At 70.2% G+C, this 21,524-nt stretch carries 2 protein-coding genes (1 of these 2 cut by a window edge); both read right to left on the bottom strand.

Going from position 1 to position 21,524, the window contains the following annotated elements; all coding sequences use genetic code 11:
- A protein-coding gene (locus tag BMY07_RS02300; RefSeq protein ID WP_177215388.1) for a non-ribosomal peptide synthetase crosses the window boundary here: on the bottom strand, positions 1-2,682 show its beginning. Its footprint begins 5,997 nt before the window's first position; 2,682 of the gene's 8,679 nt are visible here — the first part of the coding sequence; the start codon lies at positions 2,680-2,682; its stop codon lies off the left edge, out of view.
- Positions 2,679-21,524, bottom strand: a complete 18,846-nt coding sequence (locus tag BMY07_RS02295) for a non-ribosomal peptide synthetase (protein WP_092774691.1) — start codon at positions 21,522-21,524, stop codon at positions 2,679-2,681. The genes BMY07_RS02300 and BMY07_RS02295 overlap by 4 nt, the downstream gene beginning before the upstream one ends.

Raw genomic sequence — 21,524 nt, 5'->3', positions numbered from 1 at the left:
CAAGTCGGTGCCTTCGAGCGTCGCACCTGCCGCGGGCACGAGGTAGGCGACGAGCCGGGTGGTGCGGTCATCGCGGACCACCGCGACGGCGTCAGCGACGGAGGGGTGCGCGGAGAGGACTGACTCGATCTCTCCGAGTTCGATGCGGAACCCGCGCAGCTTGACCTGTCCGTCCGCGCGGCCGAAGTACTCCAGGGTGCCGTCAGCGCGCCAACGAGCGAGGTCACCTGTGCGGTAGAGGCGGCCCTGTCCGAACGGGTTGGCAACGAACCGGGTTGACGTCAGCCCGGGGCGGTTGAGGTAGCCGTCTGCGAGGCCAGCACCCGCGACGTACAGCTCACCGATGACGTCCGGTGCGGCGAGCCCGAAGCCGTCGTCGAGGACGTAGGCGCGGAGGTCGGGGATGGGGACACCGATGTCGGGCAGGCCGTCTGTCGCCGCTGCGCGCGTCAGCGGGAGGTAGGTGACGTGCACGGTGGTCTCGGTGATGCCGTACATGTTGACCAGGCGCGGGGCGTCGTCTGCGTGACGCTCGTACCAGCCTGCGAGCTTGCGGGGCTCTAGCGCCTCACCGCCGAAGATGACGTACCGCAGCGCGAGGTCCACCCCGCCCCGGGCGGCGTCAGCAGCGTCGAGTTGGTTGAACGCCGAGGGGGTCTGGTTGAGGACGGTGACGCGTTCGCTCGCCAAGAGGTCGAGGAACGCCTCGGGGGAACGGCTGGTGGCGTGGTCGACAACGACGAGACTGCCGCCGCGCAGCAACGCGCCCCACAGCTCCCAGACGGAGAAGTCGAAGGCATAGGAGTGGAACAGGGTCCACACGTCGTCGGGCCCGAATCCGAACCAGTGGTCGGTGGCGGTAAGAAGCCGGTCGACGTTGCGGTGGGGAACCAGGACGCCCTTGGGGGTACCGGTGGAGCCTGAGGTGTAGATGACGTACGCCGGGTGATCCGCCGTTAGCGCTACCGGCTCCAGCGACCCGTCGATGCCCTCGGTCGGTGAGACGGTGGGGACGTCGAAGTCGGTGAGGTCTGTGATGAGCAGTGTCGGCTTTGCGTCGGCGAGCATCAGGTCGAGTCGCGCGCGCGGGTAGCCCGGGTCGAGCGGAAGGTACGCCGCGCCGGACTTGAGTACGGCGAGGACCGCGACCACGAGATCGGCCGATCGAGGCAGACCGATGGCGACAATCCCACCCGGCCGTGCACCCCGCTGGACCAGGACACGCGCTAGGCGGTCCGAGCGGGCGTCCAGCTCGGCATAGGTGAGTCGTTCGGAGCCCGCGACCAGCGCTAGAGCCTCCGGGTTGCGGGTGACCTGCTCGGCGAACCGGGCCGGGATGGTGGCGGCCTCGCCCGGCTCACCAGTGGGGTTCCAGCCACGAGAGAGGTTGTCGCGCTCGTCGTCGGAGAGACCGTCGACCTTGGCCACGACAGCGTCAGGAGCCGCCACAAGCGCGGTCAGGACCCGGACCAGGCGGGCCGACATGGCGTCCGGGTCGACCAGGCCGGGCCGGTACTTGAGCAGCAGCGCACCGCCGGTCGCGACCAGCGTGGCCGGGTAGTGCGTGGCGTCGCGGGTCTCCCCCGCGCGGACCCGCAGACCGGTCGCGGCCTCGGCCTGGTCCAAGGCGGCGGTGTCGACGAAGTAGCTCTCGAACACGGTGAGCGTGTCGAACAGCTCGCCGATGCCGACGGTCCGCTGGATGTCGGCGAGTCCGAAGTGCTGGTGGTCCATGACCCTGGCCTGCTCGGCCTGGACGCGTGCCAGCAGCGCGGTCACGGTCTCGGCCGGGTCGAGCCGCACCCGCACGGGCACCGTGTTGATGAACAGGCCGATCATCGACTCGACGCCCGCGAGATCGGTGGGGCGACCGGACACGGTGGCACCGAAGACGACGTCTTGGCGCCCCAGGGTGCGGGCCAGCAGTAGCGCCCACGCTGCCTGCACGACGGTGTTCAGGGTGACCCCGGCAGTGCGGGCGAGCGCGGTGAGGCCGTCGAGGAGACCGTCCGGTAGTGCGATGGGGGTTTGCTCGGCCGAACCGGACGGGTCAGCACCGGGCGAGAGCAGGGTGGGTTCCTCGACACCGCGCAGGGCCTCGCTCCAGGTAGCGCGAGCGGCGTCGGCGTCCTTCGCGCGCAACCAAGCCAGGTAGTCCTTGTACGGGCGCACGGTCGGCAGCTTCGACGCGTCACCCTTGGCGGTGTAGAGCTGGAACAGCTCTCGCGCCAGCAGTGGAGTCGACCACCCGTCGAGCAGGATGTGGTGATAGGTCAGCAGCAACCGGTGCCGGTCATCACCGAGCCTGGCCAGGAGTACCCGCAGCAGTGGGGCCTGTGCGAGGTCGAACCGCTCCGCGCGGTCGGCGGCGAGGACACCGTCCCATTCGGACTCGTCCAGCTCCAGCTCACGCCACGGCAGCTCTACCTTGCGTGGCACCGGTGCGAGCACCTCGCCGCTCTTACGGCGACGGAAGCAGGCCCGCAGGTTGGCGTGGCGGTCGATGAGTGCCTGTGCGGCCACCCTGAGCACGGCGGGGTCGAGCGGCCCGTCCAGGTCGAGCACGAACTGGACCAGGTAGGGGTCCTCGGCCTCGGTGCCGTACTCGCTGTGGAAGAGCAGGCCCTGCTGCAAGGGCGAGAGGGGCAGGACGTCTTCCAGTCCGGACTTGCGCGTGTTCACTGGTTCCACTCCGACTCGAACTCATCGAGTTCGTCCTGCGACAGGTCACTGAAGGTGAGGTCCGACGGGGTGTGCCCACCGCTGCCGGACCGGGCGATCGCCCGCAGCGCCGCGAACCAGGCCTCGGCCAGTCCGCGTACCGCGGTCTCCTCGACGGCAGCGCCACCCCACGCCCACGTGGCGGTCAGCGTGGGGCCGTCCGGGGTGTCCACCGTGACGGCGTTGACCTGGATGGCGTGCGTGATGGGCATGGCCGGGTCGACCCCGCCGCCGAGCGCGGCGGCCTCGGGGGCGGCGGTCCACGGTCCGGTCTCGGTCGAGGACCCGAACCGGCCGAGGTAGTTGACGAGGACCTCACGGCGGGCGATCCCGGTGTCGCCGAGCAGGCCGTGGCCGATGCCGTTGTCCGGCACGGTCCTCAGGTGCTCCTTGACCCGCTTCACCGCGGCGTCCACCGACGCTCCCCCGGCGAACGCGTCGGTAGCGTCGATACCCGCCAGGTCGAGCCGGACAGGGTAAACGGTGGTGAACCACCCGACTGTGCGGGAAAGGTCCGCGCCGGGTACGGCCTGCTCTTCGCGGCCGTGGCCTTCGATATCGACAACGCGCGGGATGTTGCCCTTGGTCGCGGCGGCGGCGATGGCGAAACCGGCGAGCAGGACGTCGTTGACGGTGCCGTGGAACAGCTCCGGCACGGTCGTCAGCAGTGGCAGTGTCTCCTCCGGCGGTAGAGACAGCCGAAGTTCGCGGCCGGTCGCGACGGTGTCGTCCGCGTCGATCTCGCGGGTGGCGATAAGGGCGCCGGAGCAGTCGGCCAGGGCACCCCAGTGGTCGAGTTCGGCCTTGCGGTCGGCCTCGGCGAGGCCGAGGGACCAGCGCCGGAACGATGTGCCGATCGGGTCGAGGTCGTCGCCCCGGTACGCCGTGACCAGATCGGGCTCCAGGACGCGCCAGGAGACGCCGTCGACCACGAAGTGGTGGGCGACCACCAGAAGCCTGCCCTCGCGGCCGCCACGGTCGAACCAGACCACCCGCAGCACCACTCCCGCCGCCGGGTCGAGCTCGTCGGCCACGGAAGCGGCGACCGACGCGAGTTCGGTGTCGGTGAGGGCACTGGCGTCGACTCGCCGCACCACGTCCGCGGGCGCCATGTCCGGGACGTGTAGGCCGTCGTCGGTGAGCCGGGCGCGCAGGACGTGGTGCCTGGCGCGGAGGGCGTCGACCGCGCGGATGAGCCGGTCGATGTCCAGGTCCACCGGGGCGCGCAGCAGCCTGGCCTGCGAGAACCGGGTGAGCGGTCCGCCGCGGGCGAGGGTGTCGCGCATGATCGGGGTGAACGGGACGAGGCCGATGCCCTCGCCCTCCGCCTCGGACTCGCGGCGCTCGACGGTGGCGACCATCGCGATCCCGGCCGCGGTCCGCCGCTCGAAGACGTCCCGCGGGGAGAACGTGATCCCCGCCGCGCGGGCACGGCCGACGAGCTGGATGGAGACGATGCTGTCCCCGCCTAGCGCGAAGAAGTCGTCGTCCACGCCGACTGTCGGGAGCCCGAGCACGGTCGCGACCAGGTCGACGAGGATCCGTTCGAGGTCGGTGTCGGCTTCCCGGTCGGTGACCAGGGCAGCGAAATCGGGCCTGGGTAGGGCTTTCCTGTCCGTCTTGCCGCTAGGGGTCAGCGGGACACGCTCAAGGCTGACGAATGCGGACGGGACCATGTGGTCGGGCAGCGTCTTGCCGAGTTCCGCGCGTAGTGCGTCGGTGTCGACCTCGCCCACGAAGTAGCCGATGAGCCTGTCGTCGATGACAGCGGCAACGGCGTGGGAGACGTGCGCGGCCATCGCGGCTTCGATCTCGCCGAGTTCGATGCGGAACCCGCGCAGCTTGACCTGGTCGTCCGCGCGGCCGAGGTACTCGAGGACACCATCGGCCCAGCGGGCGACGTCACCGGTGCGGTAGAGCCTTCCGGTGCCGAACGGGTTCGCGACGAAGCGGACGGACGTCAACTCGGCGCGATTGAGGTAGCCCCACGCGAGCTGGTCACCGGCGAGGTAGAGCTCTCCTGGATTGCCTGGTGCTACTGGGCGCAGGAACGAGTCGAGGATGTAGGTCTGTGTGTTCCAGACCGGGCGCCCGATCGGGACTGCGCCCGTGTCGGCTACCTGGATCGCCGTGACGTCGACCGACGCCTCGGTGGGCCCATAGAGGTTGTGCAGCTCGGCCTGGGACACCTGGCGGAACTCGTCGCGCAGGTCAGCGGGGAGGGCCTCGCCCGAGCACAGGACCCTGCGCAGGGTGGTGACCTCGCGCGCGGCGGGGTCGGCCACGAAGGCGCGCAGCATCGACGGGACGAAGTGCACCGTGGTGACGTGGTTGCGTTCGATCGCCTCGGCCAGGTACGCGGGGTCGCGGTGTCCGCCCGGCTTCGCGAACACCAGCGTGGCGCCGGTGATCAGCGGCCAGAAGAACTCCCACACCGACACGTCGAAGCTCGCCGGGGTCTTCTGAAGCACCCGCTCACCCGCGGTGAGCCCGTACTCGGCTTGCATCCACAGCAACCGGTTCACGATGCCGGAGTGCGGCACCACGACGCCCTTAGGGCGGCCGGTCGATCCCGAGGTGTAGATGACATAGGCAGCGCGGTCTCGACTGGTGACCTCGTCCGCGAGCGGTAGTGCCCACTCCCCTGGCGCGCCGTCAGCGTCAACGACGAGGTCGCCGCCACTCGGGTCGCTGGCGATCACCACGGTCGGGGCGGCGTCAGCGATCATCATGGCGAGTCGATCGGCCGGGTACTCCGGGTCGAGCGGCAGGTAGGCGCCGCCTGCTCGGTGCACCGCGAGCAGCGAGACGATCAGCGCGGCCGACCGCTCCAACCGCACACCGACGACCGAACCCTCTTGGACACCTCTAGCGGCCAGGACACCCGCGAGTGTGGCGACCCTCTTGTCCAGCTCGGCATAGGTGAGAGTCGCTCCGCCGTCCACAACGACCGCGGTCGTGTCGGGGCTGTCGACGGCTCGCGCCTTGAAGAGGGCGGGCAACGTGGTGGCGTCAACCGCGACCTGTGAGCCCTGCCAGGCGGTGAGGGAGTTGTAGCTTTCTTCGAAGGTGAGCAACGAGATCGCGCTCACCGGGACGGTCGCTTGGTCGGCGATGGTCTCCAGTGCTCGTTCGACGCGTCCGAGCAGGGCGTGCGCGGTGGGCTCGTCGATGACGTCCGGGCGGTAGCGCAAGGTGAGCGTGGTCTGGGCGCCCGGCAGGACCAACAGCGTCAGTGGGTAGTGGGTGGCATCGCGTCCCTCGACCTCCGTGACACGGAACCCGGCCGCGTTCTCGGCCCGCTCCAGCGCGTCGGAGTCGACCGGGTAGCTCTCGAACACGGTGAGCGTGTCGAACAGGTCCCCGCGGCCGCGCTGGATGTCGGTGAGGCCGAGGTGCTGGTGGTCGAGCAGCGCGGCCTGTTCGCCGTGCAGGCGGGTCAGCAGGGCGGCCAACGACTCGGCCGGGTCGAGCCGGACCCGCACGGGCACGGTGTTGATGAACAGGCCCACCATGGCGCCGACGCCGTCGAGGTCGCCGTCGCGGCCGGAGACGGTCGCGCCGAAGACGATGTCGTCGCGGCCGGTGTGGTTGGCCAGCACGAGCGCCCACGCGGCCTGCACGGCGGCGTTGAGGGTGACCCCGATGCCGCGCACCGTCGAGGTCAGCGCGGCCACCGTCTCGGCGGGCAGGGTCAGGTCGAGCTGGTCGGGCAGCACGCCGGTGCGCGGCGCGTCCGGGGCTACCAGGGTCGGCTCGTCGAGACCGGCGAGCGCGTCACGCCACGCGGTCTTGGCGGCGTCGTGGTCGCGCGAAGCGAGATCGGCGAGGTGCTCGCGATAAGAACGGACGGTAGGGAGTTCCTGTCCGGCGTAGCGGGTGAACAGTTCGCGAGCCAGCAGCGGAGTGGACCAGCCGTCGAGGATCGCGTGGTGGTTGGTGAGCACCAGTCGCGCCTCGTCGCCGGGAAGCCGCACGAGCAGGAACCGGATCAGCGGCGCGGTCCCGAGGTCGAACCGGACAGCGCGGTCCGCGGCGATCAAGACCTCCGCCTCTTGCGCGGAACCTGCGGTGACCTCGCGCCACGGCACGTCGACCCGGCGGGCGACCACCTGGACGACCCGGCCCGTGGACAGCGTCGGGAACGCGGCCCGCAGCGTGTCGTGCCGGTCGACTACAGCCTGCGCCGCAGCGCGCAAACGATTGCCGTCCACGTCGCCGCGCAGGGTCAGCACCTGCTGGGTGGTGTAGACGTCCACTTCGGACTCGTCGAACGCGGTGAGGAACAGCAGGCCCTCTTGCAGCGGCGTGGTCGACCAGACGTCGGCCGGGTCGTGGCCCTCGTCGATCTCGTCGACCTCGGCCTGGGTGAGCGCGGCCAGCGGCCAGTCCGAGGGCGAGTGCCCGCCGCCGTCGAATCTGGCGAGGTCGGCCAGCGCGGCGGCCCACCGGGCGGCCAGGTCGTGGACCGTCTCGTCGGGGACGGCACCGACCCACGCGAAGTGCGCGGTGAGCGTGTCGCCCTCGGCGAGGATGTTGAGCGCGACCGGGTGCCCTACGGCCATGGCGGCGTCGGCGCCGCCGGCGAGCGCGGCGGCCTCGGGCGCGGCCGACCAGTCGCCGGTCTCGCCCGCGCCGACGCGGCCCAGGTAGTTGACCAGGATGTCACGCGGCGCGGCGGGCAGCCGGTCGCGGAGCAGGCCGTGACCCAGCCCGTCGCCGGGAACGGCTCGGACGGCCTCCTTGACCAGCTTGAGCGTCGCGGCGGGGGTGTCGCCGGGGGTGAGGCGGACCGGGTGGATCTCGGTGAACCAGCCGATGGTGTCGGTGACCTCGTCGGAGCGGCCGTGGCCTTCGAGGTCCACCACGATGGGCCTGCCGATGGCGGTGGCGAGCGCGGCGAGCAGCACCTCGGTGGGCCCGGTGTGGAACGCGGCCGGGATCGGACCGAGCAAGGTCGTCGCGTTGGGGATCGTGACGGTGTGGGTCTTGGCGGTGCCGACAGTGTCGACGGCGTCATCTAGCGGCCGAGTGGTCAGGCTGTGCGCTGGGGCGACGATCTCCTGCCACACGGGCAGTTCCGCTTCGCGATCCTGCTTGTTGAGCGCGGTAGTCCAGCCTCGGAAGGACAGACCTGTCGTAGTCGGGCGTTCACCGTTGACGGCGGCGGCGAGTGCGGGCACGAGGATTCGCCACGAGACACCGTCGATGACGAGGTGGTGCGCGACGATCAGGACTCGGCCCGGCTCACCCTGTCCACGGTCGATCCAGACGACGCGGAGCACGACGCCCGCGACCGGGTCCAGCTCGCCGATGGCCCGCTCGGTCGCGTCCAGCAGTGTCTTGTTCCACTGTGGGCCGTAGTGCCCGGCAGCGTCGACATGGGTGACGACGGCGTTCGCGCTACCGACGACAAGTGCGTCATCCACAAGGCGAGTGCGCAGGACCGGGTGCACGTCGACCACGGCGTTGACGGCGGCTACAAGCCGGTCGACCGTGAGCGTGGCAGGAGCCAGAAGGAGCCTGGACTGGTGGAAACGGTCGATCGGGCCGCTTCTACCGAGAAGCTCGCGCATGACCGGGGTCAGCGGGATCTCGCCGATAGCGTTGTCCGGCTGCGTTTGCGCTGTCGTGCCAAGTTCGGCGAGTGCGGCTAGAGCGGCGACCGTGCGGGTCTCGAAGACCTGGCGGGTCGTGAACCTGATCCCGGTCGCCCTGGCCCGCGCGACGAGCTGCATCGAGATGATGCTGTCGCCGCCGAGCGCGAAGAAGTCGTCATCCGCGCCGACCTCGGCCAAGCCGAGGACGTCCGCGAACAGGCTGACGAGCGCGGCCTCGACGGCGGTCGCCGGTGCTCGGGTGCCGGTGGTGACACGCTCCGGCTCCGGGAGAGCTGCCCGGTCGACCTTGCCGTTGACGGTCGTCGGTAGCGCGTCCATGAGCACGAACGTGGACGGGACCATGTAGTCGGGCAGGACCGACCGCGCCCAGCCCGTCAGCTCGGTCACGGTGACCGAGCCGTCCGGAACGATGTAGGCGACTAGAGACGACCTGCGCACAGTCACCACGGCACGCCGGACGGCCGGGTGTGTGGATAGTGCTGACTCGACCTCTTCGAGTTCGAGGCGCATCCCCCGGATCTTGACCTGGTTGTCAGCGCGGCCCACGAAGTCGAGCGAGCCATCAACGTTCCACCGCGCGAGGTCGCCCGTGCGGTAGAGACGCTCACCAGCAGGACCGAACGGGTCCGCGATGAACCTGTTCGAGGTCAGACCAGGTGCGTTGACGTAACCGCGACCGAGCAGGTAACCGCCCGCGTACAGCTCACCCGACTGCCCCACGGGAACCGGACGTAGATGCGGGTCGAGGACGTAGAGCCGCGTGTTCGGGTTGGGCTTGCCGATCGAGGTCGCGATCCGCTCGGCGGAGGCGCGGTAGACCACGTGCGAGACACCGATGGTGGCCTCGGCGGGGCCGTAGCCGTGGTACATCGTGGTGTCGAGCCTGCGGCGGAACCGGTCGAACAGGTCCGGGGTGAGGACCTCGCCGCCGCACCAGACGTGCCGCAGCCCCGCGAGGGAGCCGGGTTCGGCGGCCACGGTCAGCAGCGCGTCGAGCATCGACGAGGGCAGGTAGACGAAGGTGACGCCCTCGGTGTCGATCACGTCGAGCAGGTAGTTCGGGTCGCGCTCGCCCCCGGCGGCGGCCACCACGACCCGGCCGCCCGCGACCAGCGGCAGGAAGATCTCGTTGATGGAGATGTCGAACGCCAGCGGCGCCTTGAACAGCGTCGCGTCGTCGGCACCGAAGCCCAGCAGGCCCGACTGCCAGTGCAGGCGGGCGCAGATGGCCTCGTGGCGGATCATGGCGCCCTTGGGGACACCGGTGGAGCCGGACGTGAAGATCACATAGGCCAGGCCGAGCCCGTCAGCCGCAACGGGCTCCGGGAAAGCGGCGGGGTGCGGCCACGCGTCGAGGTCGACAGGCACGGTCGGCACTGTTAGCTCTACCGCGTCCGGGCCGGTGATCGCGACAACCGCGCGCGAGTCGGCCAAGACCCGCTCACGGCGGTCGGTGGGCCAGGTGGGGTCGACGGGGACGAAGGCACCACCGGCGCGGAGTACGGCGACGAGCGCGACGACCATCTCGGCGGAACGCGGCAAGGCGATGCCTACGGTCTTCTCCGGGCCGACACCCTCGGCTTGCAGCTTCGCGGCAAGAGACGCGGTGAGGTCATCCAGCTCTCGGTAGGTGAGCCTGCGATCGCCGTCGACAACGGCGATCGAGTCCGGTGCGGCGGTCATCCGGTCGGCGACCATGGTGGTGAGAGTGCGGGTGACCTCGGGCTCGGCGGTGTCGTTGAACGCTTCGAGGATCGTGGTGCGCTCGGCGTCGGTGAGGACGTCGATCTGCCCGACCTTGTCGGCGGTGGCGAGGTTGTCGAGCACGATCGCGAACCGCTCGGCGAGTTCACCGATCTCGCCGTGGTAGCGCAAACGCAGGTCCTGCCCGGGGTGCGCCACTACGGCCACCGGGTAGTGAGTGGCGTCGTGGCCGACCGCTCCGGTGACCCGGATCTCGGCGTCCGGGGCCTCTTCGGCGATCGGGTAGCTCTCGACGACCATCAGCGTGTCGAACAGCTCGCCCAGGCCTGCCCGGCGCTGGATCTCGGCGAGGCCGACGTCGTGGTGGCCGATCAGCGCGGCCTGCTCGTCCTGGACTCGGGCGAGCAGCGCGGCGGGTGTCTCCGCCGGGTCGACGCGGACGCGGACGGGCACGGTGTTGATGAACAGGCCGACCATGTCGGCGATGCCGTCGACGGCGCCGGAGCGACCGGACACGGTGGTGCCGAACACGACGTCGTCGCGGCCGAGCAGCCTGGCCAGGGTCAGGCCCCACGCGACCTGGATGACGGTGTTCGCGGTGACCCGGTGGGCGCGGGCGATCTCGGCGAGGTCCTGGCGGACCGGGACGACGACCTCGTTCGGCGGGCCGGAGACCGCGACGTCGGGGGCGAGGATCGTGGGCTCGGTGAGCCCGTCCAGGGCGGTCTGCCAGGGTGCGCCGTCGCGCTGGACCAGGGACGCCAGGTAGCGGCGGTAGTCACCGGGCTCGGTGAGGTCGGTGCCGGAGTAGAACGCGATGAGGTCGCGGACCAGGAGCGGACCGGACCAGCCGTCGAGCACCAGGTGGTGGTTGGTCACCACGAGCCGGGAACCGACGAGGGTGAACCGCACCAGCGGGCCCGCCGTGATGTCGAACCCGCGCGCCCGGTCCTCTTCCAGGAAGGTGTCCAGGTCGTCGGCGGTCGCGAAGGGGATGGTTGCCAGCGGTGTGACTACCTGGACGGGAACGCCTGAATCCGTTGTCAGGAAGGACGTGCGCAGGTTGGCGTGCCTGTTGAGGACAGCGCCAACGGCCGCGCGCAGGCGGTCAGAGTTGACGTCACCTTCGAGGTCGAGCACCAACTGGACGGTGTAGACGTCATCGACGTCGGCGAGGTAGAGCAGACCGGTCTGGAGTGGGCTCAGGGACCAGACGTCCGTCAAAGTTGGGTAGGCCGCAACTAGTGCGTCCACATCGGACTGCTGTAGCGCCACCAATGGGAAGTCAGACGGGGTGTGCTCGACAGCGTCGGACGACTGGGCGTCGACAGCGAGTGCCTTGACCGCAGCAGACCAGGCCGAGGCGAGTGCCACGACATCAACGTTCGTGCACGCACCGGGTGCGTAGGTCCACTCCGCGACGAGGACAGGGCCACCTGCCCGGTCTTCTACAGCAGCGTTGACCGCGATGGCGTGGCTGACCGGCATCTGCGGGTCGACACCCCCGCCGAGCGCGTTCGCGTCGGGGGCTGGTGACCAGGGCCGACCGTCGAGGGTGAACCGACCCAGGTAGTTGACCAACACCTCGGAGGTAGGGCCACCGACCAGCCCGTAGCCGATGCCGTTGTCCGGCACGGCACGCGACAGTTCCTTGACCTGCTTGAGCCCGCCTTCGAGGCGCAGCGGGTGCAGCGAGGTGAACCACCCGACCGCGCGGGTCAGGTCGGCACCCGGGACGGCCTGTTCCTCGCGGCCGTGCCCCTCGATGTCGACCCGCGCCGGGCCGCCCGCTGCCTGCGCCAACCCGGCCAGGATGGCTTCCCGGACGCCGACGCCGAAGCGCCTGGGCAGCGTCGTGATCAGGGTGGCGGTGGTCTCCGGGTCGAGTTCGACGCGTTCGGTGCGGGTCGAGCCCGTGGTGTCGCGCGACGGGTCCAGCGGCGCGGTCCCCCACGGCTGCACGGGTTCGGCGAGCAGGTGGCGCCAGAAGTCGCCGTCGCCCCGGGGACGCGTCATCAGGTCCCGGGCCCACAGCCGGAACGCGGTCGACTCCTGCGGCAGGTCGCCCTCGCACGCGGCGGCGAGGTCACCGGCCAGGACGCGCCACGAGACGCCGTCGACCACGAGGTGGTGCGCGGCGATGAGGAGCCTGCCGGTGCCGTCCCAGCGGAACGCGATCATCGCGCCCGCCCGGGGGTCCAGTGAGTCGAGCGCCTCGACCACGTCCCACGGTCCGACGCGCAGCACGTCCGACGCGGTGGGGGCGTCGCCGATGGTGAGACCCGTGTCGGTGAGGCGAGCACCGAGAACGCTGTGGGTCGCGAGAACTCGCTGTAGCGCGAGTCTCAGGACGTTCTCGGTAAGACCGTGGGGGGTGACAAGGACGGTCGTCTGGGCGAATCGGCGGATAGGGCCACCGCGTTCGACCAGGTCTCGCATGACCGGTGTGAAAGGCAGTTCGCCGGTGGGCGAGCCGACGAGGCCGGTCGAGACGGTAGAGCTATGTGCGGCGAGTGCCTTGACCGTGCGCAGTTCGAACACGTCTCGGGGAGCGATTCCGACCCCGGCCGCGCGCGCGGCGGTGACCAGCTGGATGGACATGATGCTGTCGCCGCCGATGGCGAAGAAGTCGTCGTCGATACCGACGGACGGCAGGCCCAACACGGTGGCGAAGACCTCGGCCAAAGCGTGCTCGGCGGGCGTCTCGGGCTGGCGGGACGACACTATGACGGTGAAGTCCGGCTCGGGTAGAGCGGCGCGGTCTACCTTGCCGTTGACGGTCAGCGGCAACGTATCGAGCGCGACGAGTGCACCGGGCACAGCCTGTTCCGGCAAGGAGTTCTGCAGGGCCGCACGCGCGGCGGTGACGTCGACCGTTGCCGGGGTGACGTACCCGACCAGTCGTCGATCGCGGAGCACGACAGCAGACGCACGGACGCCGGGCAACGCGGACAGCGCGGCCTCGACCTCACCCAGCTCTACGCGGAAACCCCGGATCTTGACCTGGTCGTCGGTGCGCCCGGCGAACCGCAGAGACCCATCACGTCCACGACGGACGAGGTCACCCGTGCGGTAGAGCCTGCCCTCACCGAACGGGTTGGCCACAAACCGCTCCGCGGTAAGCGCGGGCCGCTTGAGGTAGCCGCGCGCGACCTGGGCTCCACCAACGTAAAGCTCGCCGGTGACACCGGTCGGCGCTGGCCGCAACCACTCGTCGAGTACATAAGCGGTCGACCCTGCCACGGGGCCACCGATGTTGGGCGTGTCGCCGTCGATAGCCGCCATCGTGACCATGACCGTGGCCTCGGTCGGGCCATAGAAGTCGAACGCGGCGATGCCGGCCAGACGCTCCCAGAGCGCGCTGGACACCGCTTCCCCGCCCATGCCGACGCCTTTGACCCCGGTGTCGAGCAGACCCCGGTCGACGAGCATGCCGATGGTGCTCGGGGTGGCCTCGACGAAGTCGATGGCGCGGTCCGTGACGGCCTTGAGGTAGGCGGCGGGGTCGGCGTACTCGTCCCGGGTGAGCAGGTGCAGCTCGTGGCCGTCCAGGAGCCAGAGCAGCTGCTGCCAGGACGCGTCGAACGCGAACGAGAACCCGTGCGACACCCGAAGCCGCCGCCCGCCGGACACCGGGCCGAACACGGCGGCCTGGTTGGCCTGGAACAGCGAGGTGATCTGGCGGTGCGCGACCGTGACGCCCTTGGGCAGGCCGGTGGAGCCGGATGTGTAGATCACGTACGCGGCCGAGTCCGGGTGCGGGAGGACATCGAGCGGGGTGTCCGGTTGAGCGGCGATCGCCGGGTCATCGGGGCGCAGCGTGGGCAGGTCCGCATTGAGGGTGTCGGTGATCAGCAGCGCCGGCCTGGCGTCGGCGATGAGGTGGTCGAGGCGGGCGCGCGGGTAGTCGACGTCGAGCGGGAGATAGGTTGCGCCTGCCTCGATGACCGCGAGCAGGGCGATGACCAGGTCAACGCCGCGCGGCAGGGCGACGGCGACGATGTCCTCCGCGCCGATGCCGAGCCCGACGAGGTGCCGGGCGAGCCTGCGGACGCGGGAGCCCAGCTCGCCGAAGGTGAGGGTCTGGTCGGCGACCAGCGCGATGTCATCGGGGCGGGCGGTGATCTGCGCGGCGAGGAGTTCGGGCAGGGTGCGCGGGCCGTCCTGGAGCGGGGGCGACGGGCGCCAGTCGAGTTCGCGCGGCGTGCGGATGTCGACAGCGGACAGGCGGGTACGCGGGTCGGCCGCGATCGCGTCGAGCAGCGTGGTGAGTCGCCAGACCAGGTCGTCAGCAGTCTCGCGGTCGAACAGGGCGGTGGCATAGTCGACTGAGATGTCGATGCCGCCCTCGGCGCGTTCGGCCAGGGTGATCGTGAGGTCGAACTTGGCGGTGGTCAGCTCGACCGGCTCGGCGACGCCGCCGTGGCCGGGCAGACCGGGGGTCGCGGTGGGGGCGGCGCGGTGCACCAGCATGGTCTGGAACAGCGGGTTTCGGCCCAGCAGGCGCGCTGGAGCGAGGTCGTCGACGACTCGGTCGAACGGCACGTCCTGGTGCGCGTAGGCGGCCAGGTCGGCGGCGCGGACGCGGGCGAGCAGGTCGGTGAACCCCGGGTCGCCGGAGGTGTCGACGCGCAGGACGACGGTGTTGACCAGGAAGCCGATGAGGCCGTCGAGCCGGTCGTCCACGCGGCCCGCGACGGGGGCGCCGAGTGGGATGTCGGTTCCGGCGCCGAGCGCGGTGAGCAGCGCCGCCACGGCCGCGTGACCGACCATGAACAACGACGCGCCTTGCCCCGCAGCGAGGTCGGTGAGCGCGCGGTGGGTGTTAGCGCTAACCGCAGTGCGGACACGAGCGCCACGGTGGTCGGCGGCCGCGGGTCGGTGGCGGTCAGTGGGAAGGGGGATCTCCTCGGGAAGACCGTCGAGTGCCCGGCGCCAGTAGGCGAGTTGGGTGTCGGCGACGGTGTCCAAGAGGGCCCGCTGCCAGATGGTGTAGTCGGCGTACTGGACGGGGAGTGGGGCGAGCTCGGGCTCTTGTCCTGCCTTGCGGGCGACGTAGGCAGCGCCAAGCTCGGCCCATAGTGTCGCCTCGGACCATTCGTCGGCAGCGACGTGGTGGACCAAGACCAGCAGCACCGACGCGGCTGGCGTAGTGAACAGCCACGCGCGGACCGGGATGTCGGTCGCGAGGTCGAACGCGTGCTCGGCAGCCTCGGTGACGAGGGTGGGTAGCGCTTCCTCGGTGGTCTCGACGATGTCGAGAGTGGGCCTGCGGTCGGTGATGACCTGATGGGTGTCGGTGAGGACCGTGCGGAGGCTCTCGTGTCTAGTGGCTAGATCGTGCAGCGCCGCAACGAGAGAGGGACCGTCAACGTCGCCGGTAAGGCGGGCGGTGAAGGGGATGTTGTAGGTCGGCGAGGGACCTTCGACGCGGTAGGCGAACCAGAGGCGTTGCTGTGCGGCTGAGAGTGGGACCAATTCTGGGCGCGGAAGCTCACCAGGGATGGGGCGCGGGGCAGTGGTGATGTCTGTGCGCGCGGCTAGGCCGGCAACGGTGGACGCATCGAAGACGTCCCGCACCGAAAGCTCGACGCCGAGGCCGGTGCGGACTCGGTTGACCAGACGGGTCGCGAGTAGCGAGTGGCCGCCTAGCGCGAAGAAGTCGTCGTCTACGCCTACCGCATCGAGGCCGAGCAGATCGGCATAGGCAGCGCAGAGGAACTCCTCCACGGCGTTGCGGGGAGCGCGGTTGGTGTCCGTTTGAGCCTGCGGCTCCGGGAGGGCCTTGCGGTCGGTCTTACCGCTAGGGCTCAACGGGATGGCGTCAATGCCTACGACGACCGATGGCACGAGGTGCGCGGGCAAGGTCTTGGCCAGTTCGTCCTTGACGCGCGCGCTGGCCTCGGGCGGGACCACGTAGCCGATGAGCCTGTCTTGCCGGACGGTCGCCACCGCGTGGGTGACGCCGTCGACAGCCGTCATGGCGGCTTCGACCTCGCCGAGTTCGATGCGGAACCCGCGCAGCTTGACCTGGTCGTCTACGCGACCCAGGTATTCCAGGGCGCCGTCGTTCCACCGGGCGAGGTCACCCGTGCGGTAGAGCCTGCCTTCGGCGAAGGGGTTCGCCACGAACCGCTCGGCCGTCAACCCTGGGCGGTTGAGGTAGCCCCAGGCAAGCTGCACGCCAGCCAGGTACAGGTCACCGGGAACGCCTGGGGGGACCGGGCGCAGGTCGCGGTCCAGGACGTAGATGTCGGTGTTCCACACGGGTCGTCCAATAGGGACAGTTCCGGTGTCGGCGACGCGGATAGCGGTAACGTCGACCGAGGCCTCGGTGGGCCCGTAGAGGTTGTGCAGCTCGGCGGTGGAGACCGCGCGGAACTCGTCGCGCAGGTCTTCCGGGAGCGCCTCACCCGAGCACAGGACCCGCCGTAGTGCGGACACGCGCTCGGCGGCGGGGTCCGCGACGAAGGCACGCAGCATCGACGGCACGAAGTGCACCGTGGTGACCTGCTGCCGATCGATCACCTCGGCCAGGTACGCCGGATCCCGGTGACCGCCCGGCTTCGCGAACACCAGCGTCGCCCCGGTGACCAGCGGCCAGAAGAACTCCCACACCGACACGTCGAAGCTCGCCGGGGTCTTCTGCAGCACCCGCTCACCCGGGGTCAACGCGTATTCGGCCTGCATCCACAGCAACCGGTTCACGATCCCGGACTGCGGCACCACAACGCCCTTGGGGCGCCCGGTGGAACCCGACGTGTAGATCACGTACGCGGCCCGGTCACCCTCAGGCTCGACGACGCCCGAACCGGCCTCTCCGCCGCGATAGGTGCCATCGGTGTCGAGGACCAGGTGCGGCGTGCCTGTTAGACGGGTGCCTTCGCCCGCGATGACCACAGAGGGGGCAGCGTCGGAGACCATGAAGGTCAAGCGCGACACGGGGTATTCGGGGTCAAGAGGGAGGTATGCGGCGCCCGCACGCTGGATTCCCAGCAGGGCGACGATAAGAGCGGCTGAGCGCTCCAAGAGGACACCAACGATGGAGCCAGGGCCGATGTCACGGGAGCGCAGTTCGGCTGCCAGAGCCGAGACACGGGTGTCGAGTTCGGCGTAACTCAGGCAGGTTCCACCATCGACGATGACCGCAGGGGCCTCAGGGTGCTCGGCGACCTGCGCGGCGAACAGCGCGGGGATCGACTGACCGCGCACCGGGACCCGCGCGCCCTGCCACAGCGAAGTCACCGCAGCGCGCTCTGGGGCCAAGATCACGTCAACCGACTCCACCGACGCCTCAGGCGCGGCCACCACAGCACGCAAGAACGCGACGAACCTCGTAGCGAACGCCTCGACGGTCGTAGGTGAGTACAGGTCGAGCGCGTACTCGACGAAGCCCCGGAGGCCTTCCGACTGCTCGGACAGGTCGACGGTCAGGTCGAACTTGGCCGTGTCGGTGTGCACCAGCTCCAGCGAACGCGCGAACCCCGACGGCAGCTCGGGGTGGTAGGCGAACAGCACCTGGAACAGCGGGTGCCGCCCGGCTGACCGGCGCGGCGACAGGGTCTCCACCATGCGCTCGAACGGCGTGTTCTGGTTGTCGAACGCCGCGAGGTCGGCGGCGCGCACCCGCGACAGCAGCTCGACGAACGACGGCGCCCCGGAGACGTCCGTGCGCAGCGGGACCGTGTTGACGAAGAAGCCGATCAGCGGGTCCACCACGGGGTCGACCCGGCCCGCGGTGGGCGTGCCGATCACGATGTCGGTGCCCGCGCCCAGCCGCGACAGCAACGCGGCGATGGCGGCGTGCACGACCATGAACACGCTGGTGCCGGACCGCACGGCCAGCTCCCGCACGGCGGTGTGCAGGTCGGCGGGGATGTCCAGGGGGACCGTGCCGCCACGGTGCGACGCGCGGGCCGGGCGCGCGTGGTCGGGGCGCAGACCGACCTCGTCAGGTGCACCGTGCAGGGTCGACGACCAGAAGCCCAGCCCGTCTTCTTCCAAGCCGCGCTGCCACAGCGCGAAGTCCGCGTACTGCAACGGCAGTGGCGTGAACGACGGCGCCGCACCGGTCAACCTGGCCCCGTAAGCCTCACCCAGGTCCGCGACCAGCGGCCCTAGTGACCACTCGTCACCCGCGATGTGGTGCAGCACCAGCAAGACAGCGCTACCGAGCGCGTGAACGCGGAGCGGCGAGTCGGTGCGGAGGTCGAACGGGGCACGCGCAGCCGCATCCACGGTGCCGCCTTCTAGGACGGTGGGCCACACCTGGCCGATGACCTGGTACGCGATCCCGTCCGCGTCCGTGGCAACGACCGTGCGCAGCACCTCGTGCCGTCCCGCGACATCGGCGACCGCAGCGCGCAAGGCGGCCACATCGACCTGGTCGTCGAACCGCAGCAGCAGCGGGATGTGGTAGGTCGGGTCAGGCCCATCAAGCTCGTGCACGAACCACAGGCGCCGCTGCGCGAACGACAACGGCACCCGCTCAGGCCGTTCCACGGCTCTAGGGCCGGTCACTGCGGCTGCTGTCGTCAGGTGCTCGACCAATCCGGCCACGGTAGGCGCGTCGAACACCGACCGGATGGACAGCTCGACGCCTAGCTCCACGCGCGCCCGCACGCTCAACCGAGTCGCCAGCAGCGAAGTGCCGCCTAGTGCGAAGAAGTCATCGTCGATACCGACATCGCGGACCCCCAGCACCTCGCCAACGAGGTCACACAGCGCCCGTTCACGGGGGTTACGCGGAGCACGCCCGCCACCAACAAGGTCCGGTGCGGGGAGCGCGCGGCGGTCGACCTTGCCGTTAGGGGTCAGCGGAATCTCCGGTAGCCCCATCAGCGCGGACGGGACCATGTACTCCGGTAGCGCTGCCCGCGCCCAGTCAGTCAGGTCGTCCGGCACAGATGGGACGACGTAAGCGACAAGTCTCTGCTCGGCCAGGCTCGCCCCGTGCGCCACAACCACGGCGCGCTCGACATCGGGGTGCCGGGCGAGGACGGTCTCGATCTCCCCCAGTTCGATCCGGAAGCCACGCACCTTGACCTGGTCGTCGACCCGGCCGAGTACGTGGAGCAGCCCGTCAGCCCCACGGTGTGCGAGGTCTCCGGTGCGGTACATGCGCGACCCGGCGGGTCCGTAAGGATCCGCTGTGAAGCGTTCGGCGCTCAACCCCGGACGAGCGTGGTAGCCCCGGGCGAGACCGTCACCAGCGATGTAGAGCTCACCGGGAACGCCAACGGGAACCGGCTTGAGGGCGCCGTCGAGCACGTAGACGGTCGTGTTGGCGATAGGCAGGCCGATGGAGACGCCTTCGCCGTTCAGGTCATGCGCGGTCGACCAGATGGTGGTCTCGGTAGGGCCGTACAGGTTGGTGACACCACGAGACCGCGCAAGCTCTAGCGCGAGATCCGCAGGCAGTGCCTCCCCGCCCACCAGTACACGCAGGCCACGGGCAGCGTTCGGGTAAGCGGCCAGAAGCGCCTGCCACAGCGAGGGGGTCGCCTGCATGACGGTTGCGCAATCGGCGATGACAGCGGCCAGCAGGGCTGGATCGCGCGCCGTGTCGCCGTCCACCAACCGGACCGTGGCACCGGACAGCAGCGGCACGAACAACTCCAGCCCGGAGATGTCGAACCCGACCGTAGTCACAGCCACCAGCACGTCGTCGGCGCCGAGTGCGAACCGGTCGACCATGTCCAGCAGGAAGTTGACCAACGCGCCGGACGGGATCACCACGCCCTTGGGGCGCCCGGTTGAGCCAGAGGTGTAGAGCACGTACGCGGCCTGATCAGGACGCACCGAGACAGGGCTGACCGACCCGGTCCCTACCTCGTCGAGCTGCAAGCCGTCAGCGCCAACGACCAGCACCGGCGAGGCGTCGGCGAGCATGTACTCCAGCCGGTCGGCCGGGAACCCCAGGTCGAGCGGCAGGTAGGCCGCGCCGGTGGACGCTACGGCCAGTAGCGTCGCGACAAGGTCAACGGTCCGAGGCAGCGCTACCGCCACCACCGTCTCCGGACCTGCCCCCCGCTCGCGCAAGGTCGCAGCGATCGCATCAACGCGTTCCACCAGTTCGCGGTACGTCACCGCCCGCGAACCGTCCCGCACCGCGACTCGGTCCGGCGTGCGCTCCGCCTGCGCCGCAACGAGTTCAGCCAACCCCAGTGCTGGACGAGCAGGCTGTGGCCCCACCATCGAGACGGGCTCGCGCAGCAACCCCAACCGTCCGGTCGGGAGTTCGGCGGCAGCATCAACAAGGCCCCGCAGCACGGTCACGAACGCGTCGAGGTAGCCGGAGAGGTCCGTCTCGCTGTACCGACCGGGGTTACCGTCTACCTCGATCTCCAACGACCCCTGTGCGTTGTAGACCGTGAACGACAAGTCCTCCGCCGGACCGGCCGACAGGTAGTGCACGGCGGCGTCCACTCCGCCGAAGTCCAGCTCGGCCCGGTACGGCTTCAGGTTCACCCACGGCCCGACCAGCCGCCGCCCCGCCGCGAGCAGGTGCGCGTCCCGCCGGACGTCCTCGCCCCGGTAGGTCTGATGTGGACTGACCGCGCGCAGCTCGGCCCGCACCGCCGCGAGCAGGTCGCCCACCGACGTCCCCGGCGTCACCGCGACCCGCAGGGGTACGACGTTGACCGTCGTCGTCGGGATCCGCGCGGACACCGACCCGAGCCTGCCCATCATCGGCAGCCCCAACACGACCTCGTCGGCCCCGGTGGCCCGGTGCACCACAAGACCCACGGCAGCGGTAACCAAGGCAGGTCCGTGCAACGGCTCCAGTTGGAGGTCAGCACTCCCCCGCACCCGCCGGAAGCCCACAACCGACTCGGTGGAGTTCGAAGGTGACACAACCTCGGGCAGATCCGCCACCCGCTCCGCCCACCACACCCGGTCAGCGGCGAACTTCTCCGACGCGCGGTAGGAGTCCTGCTCCGCGACATACGCCGACACGGGCGCGAACGGCGAGGGTCCGACCTCGGTGTCACCGGCCAACGCGCGGTACACGTCGGCAACCCGCCGCGCGACCAGGGAGAACCCGTACCCGTCGAGCACGATGTGGTGCGCCCGCAGGTACCAGAGGTGGTGCTCGGGTCCGAGCACGAGCAGTGCCTGCGCCGCGACCGGCCCGGCCAGCAGGTCGACCGCACGCGCGCGGTCGTCGTCCATCCAGCGCGATGCCGCCGCCATCGGGTCGACCGCGTCGGTGAAGTCCACCAGTGCCACCGGTACCGCTACCGCGCCGGGCAGTTGCGAGACCTCGTCGCCATCGGTGGTGAAGACCGTGCCGAGCGCCTCGGCCTCGGCGCCGACCGTGGTCGCCGCGCGCAGGAACGCCTCGACCACGAGGGGTCCGCGCAGCTCGACGGCCTCGGCCGTGGTGTACCCGGCGCCGGTGCCGTCGAGCCGCTGGGCGAACCACAGCGCCTGCTGGGCGGGCGAGAGACCCACCGGAACCACTGGCACAGACAT

Origin of the sequence: Actinokineospora terrae, assembly GCF_900111175.1 — a bacterium.
GTDB lineage: Bacteria > Actinomycetota > Actinomycetes > Mycobacteriales > Pseudonocardiaceae > Actinokineospora > Actinokineospora terrae.
This window is presented reverse-complemented; position numbering and strand designations above follow the sequence as displayed.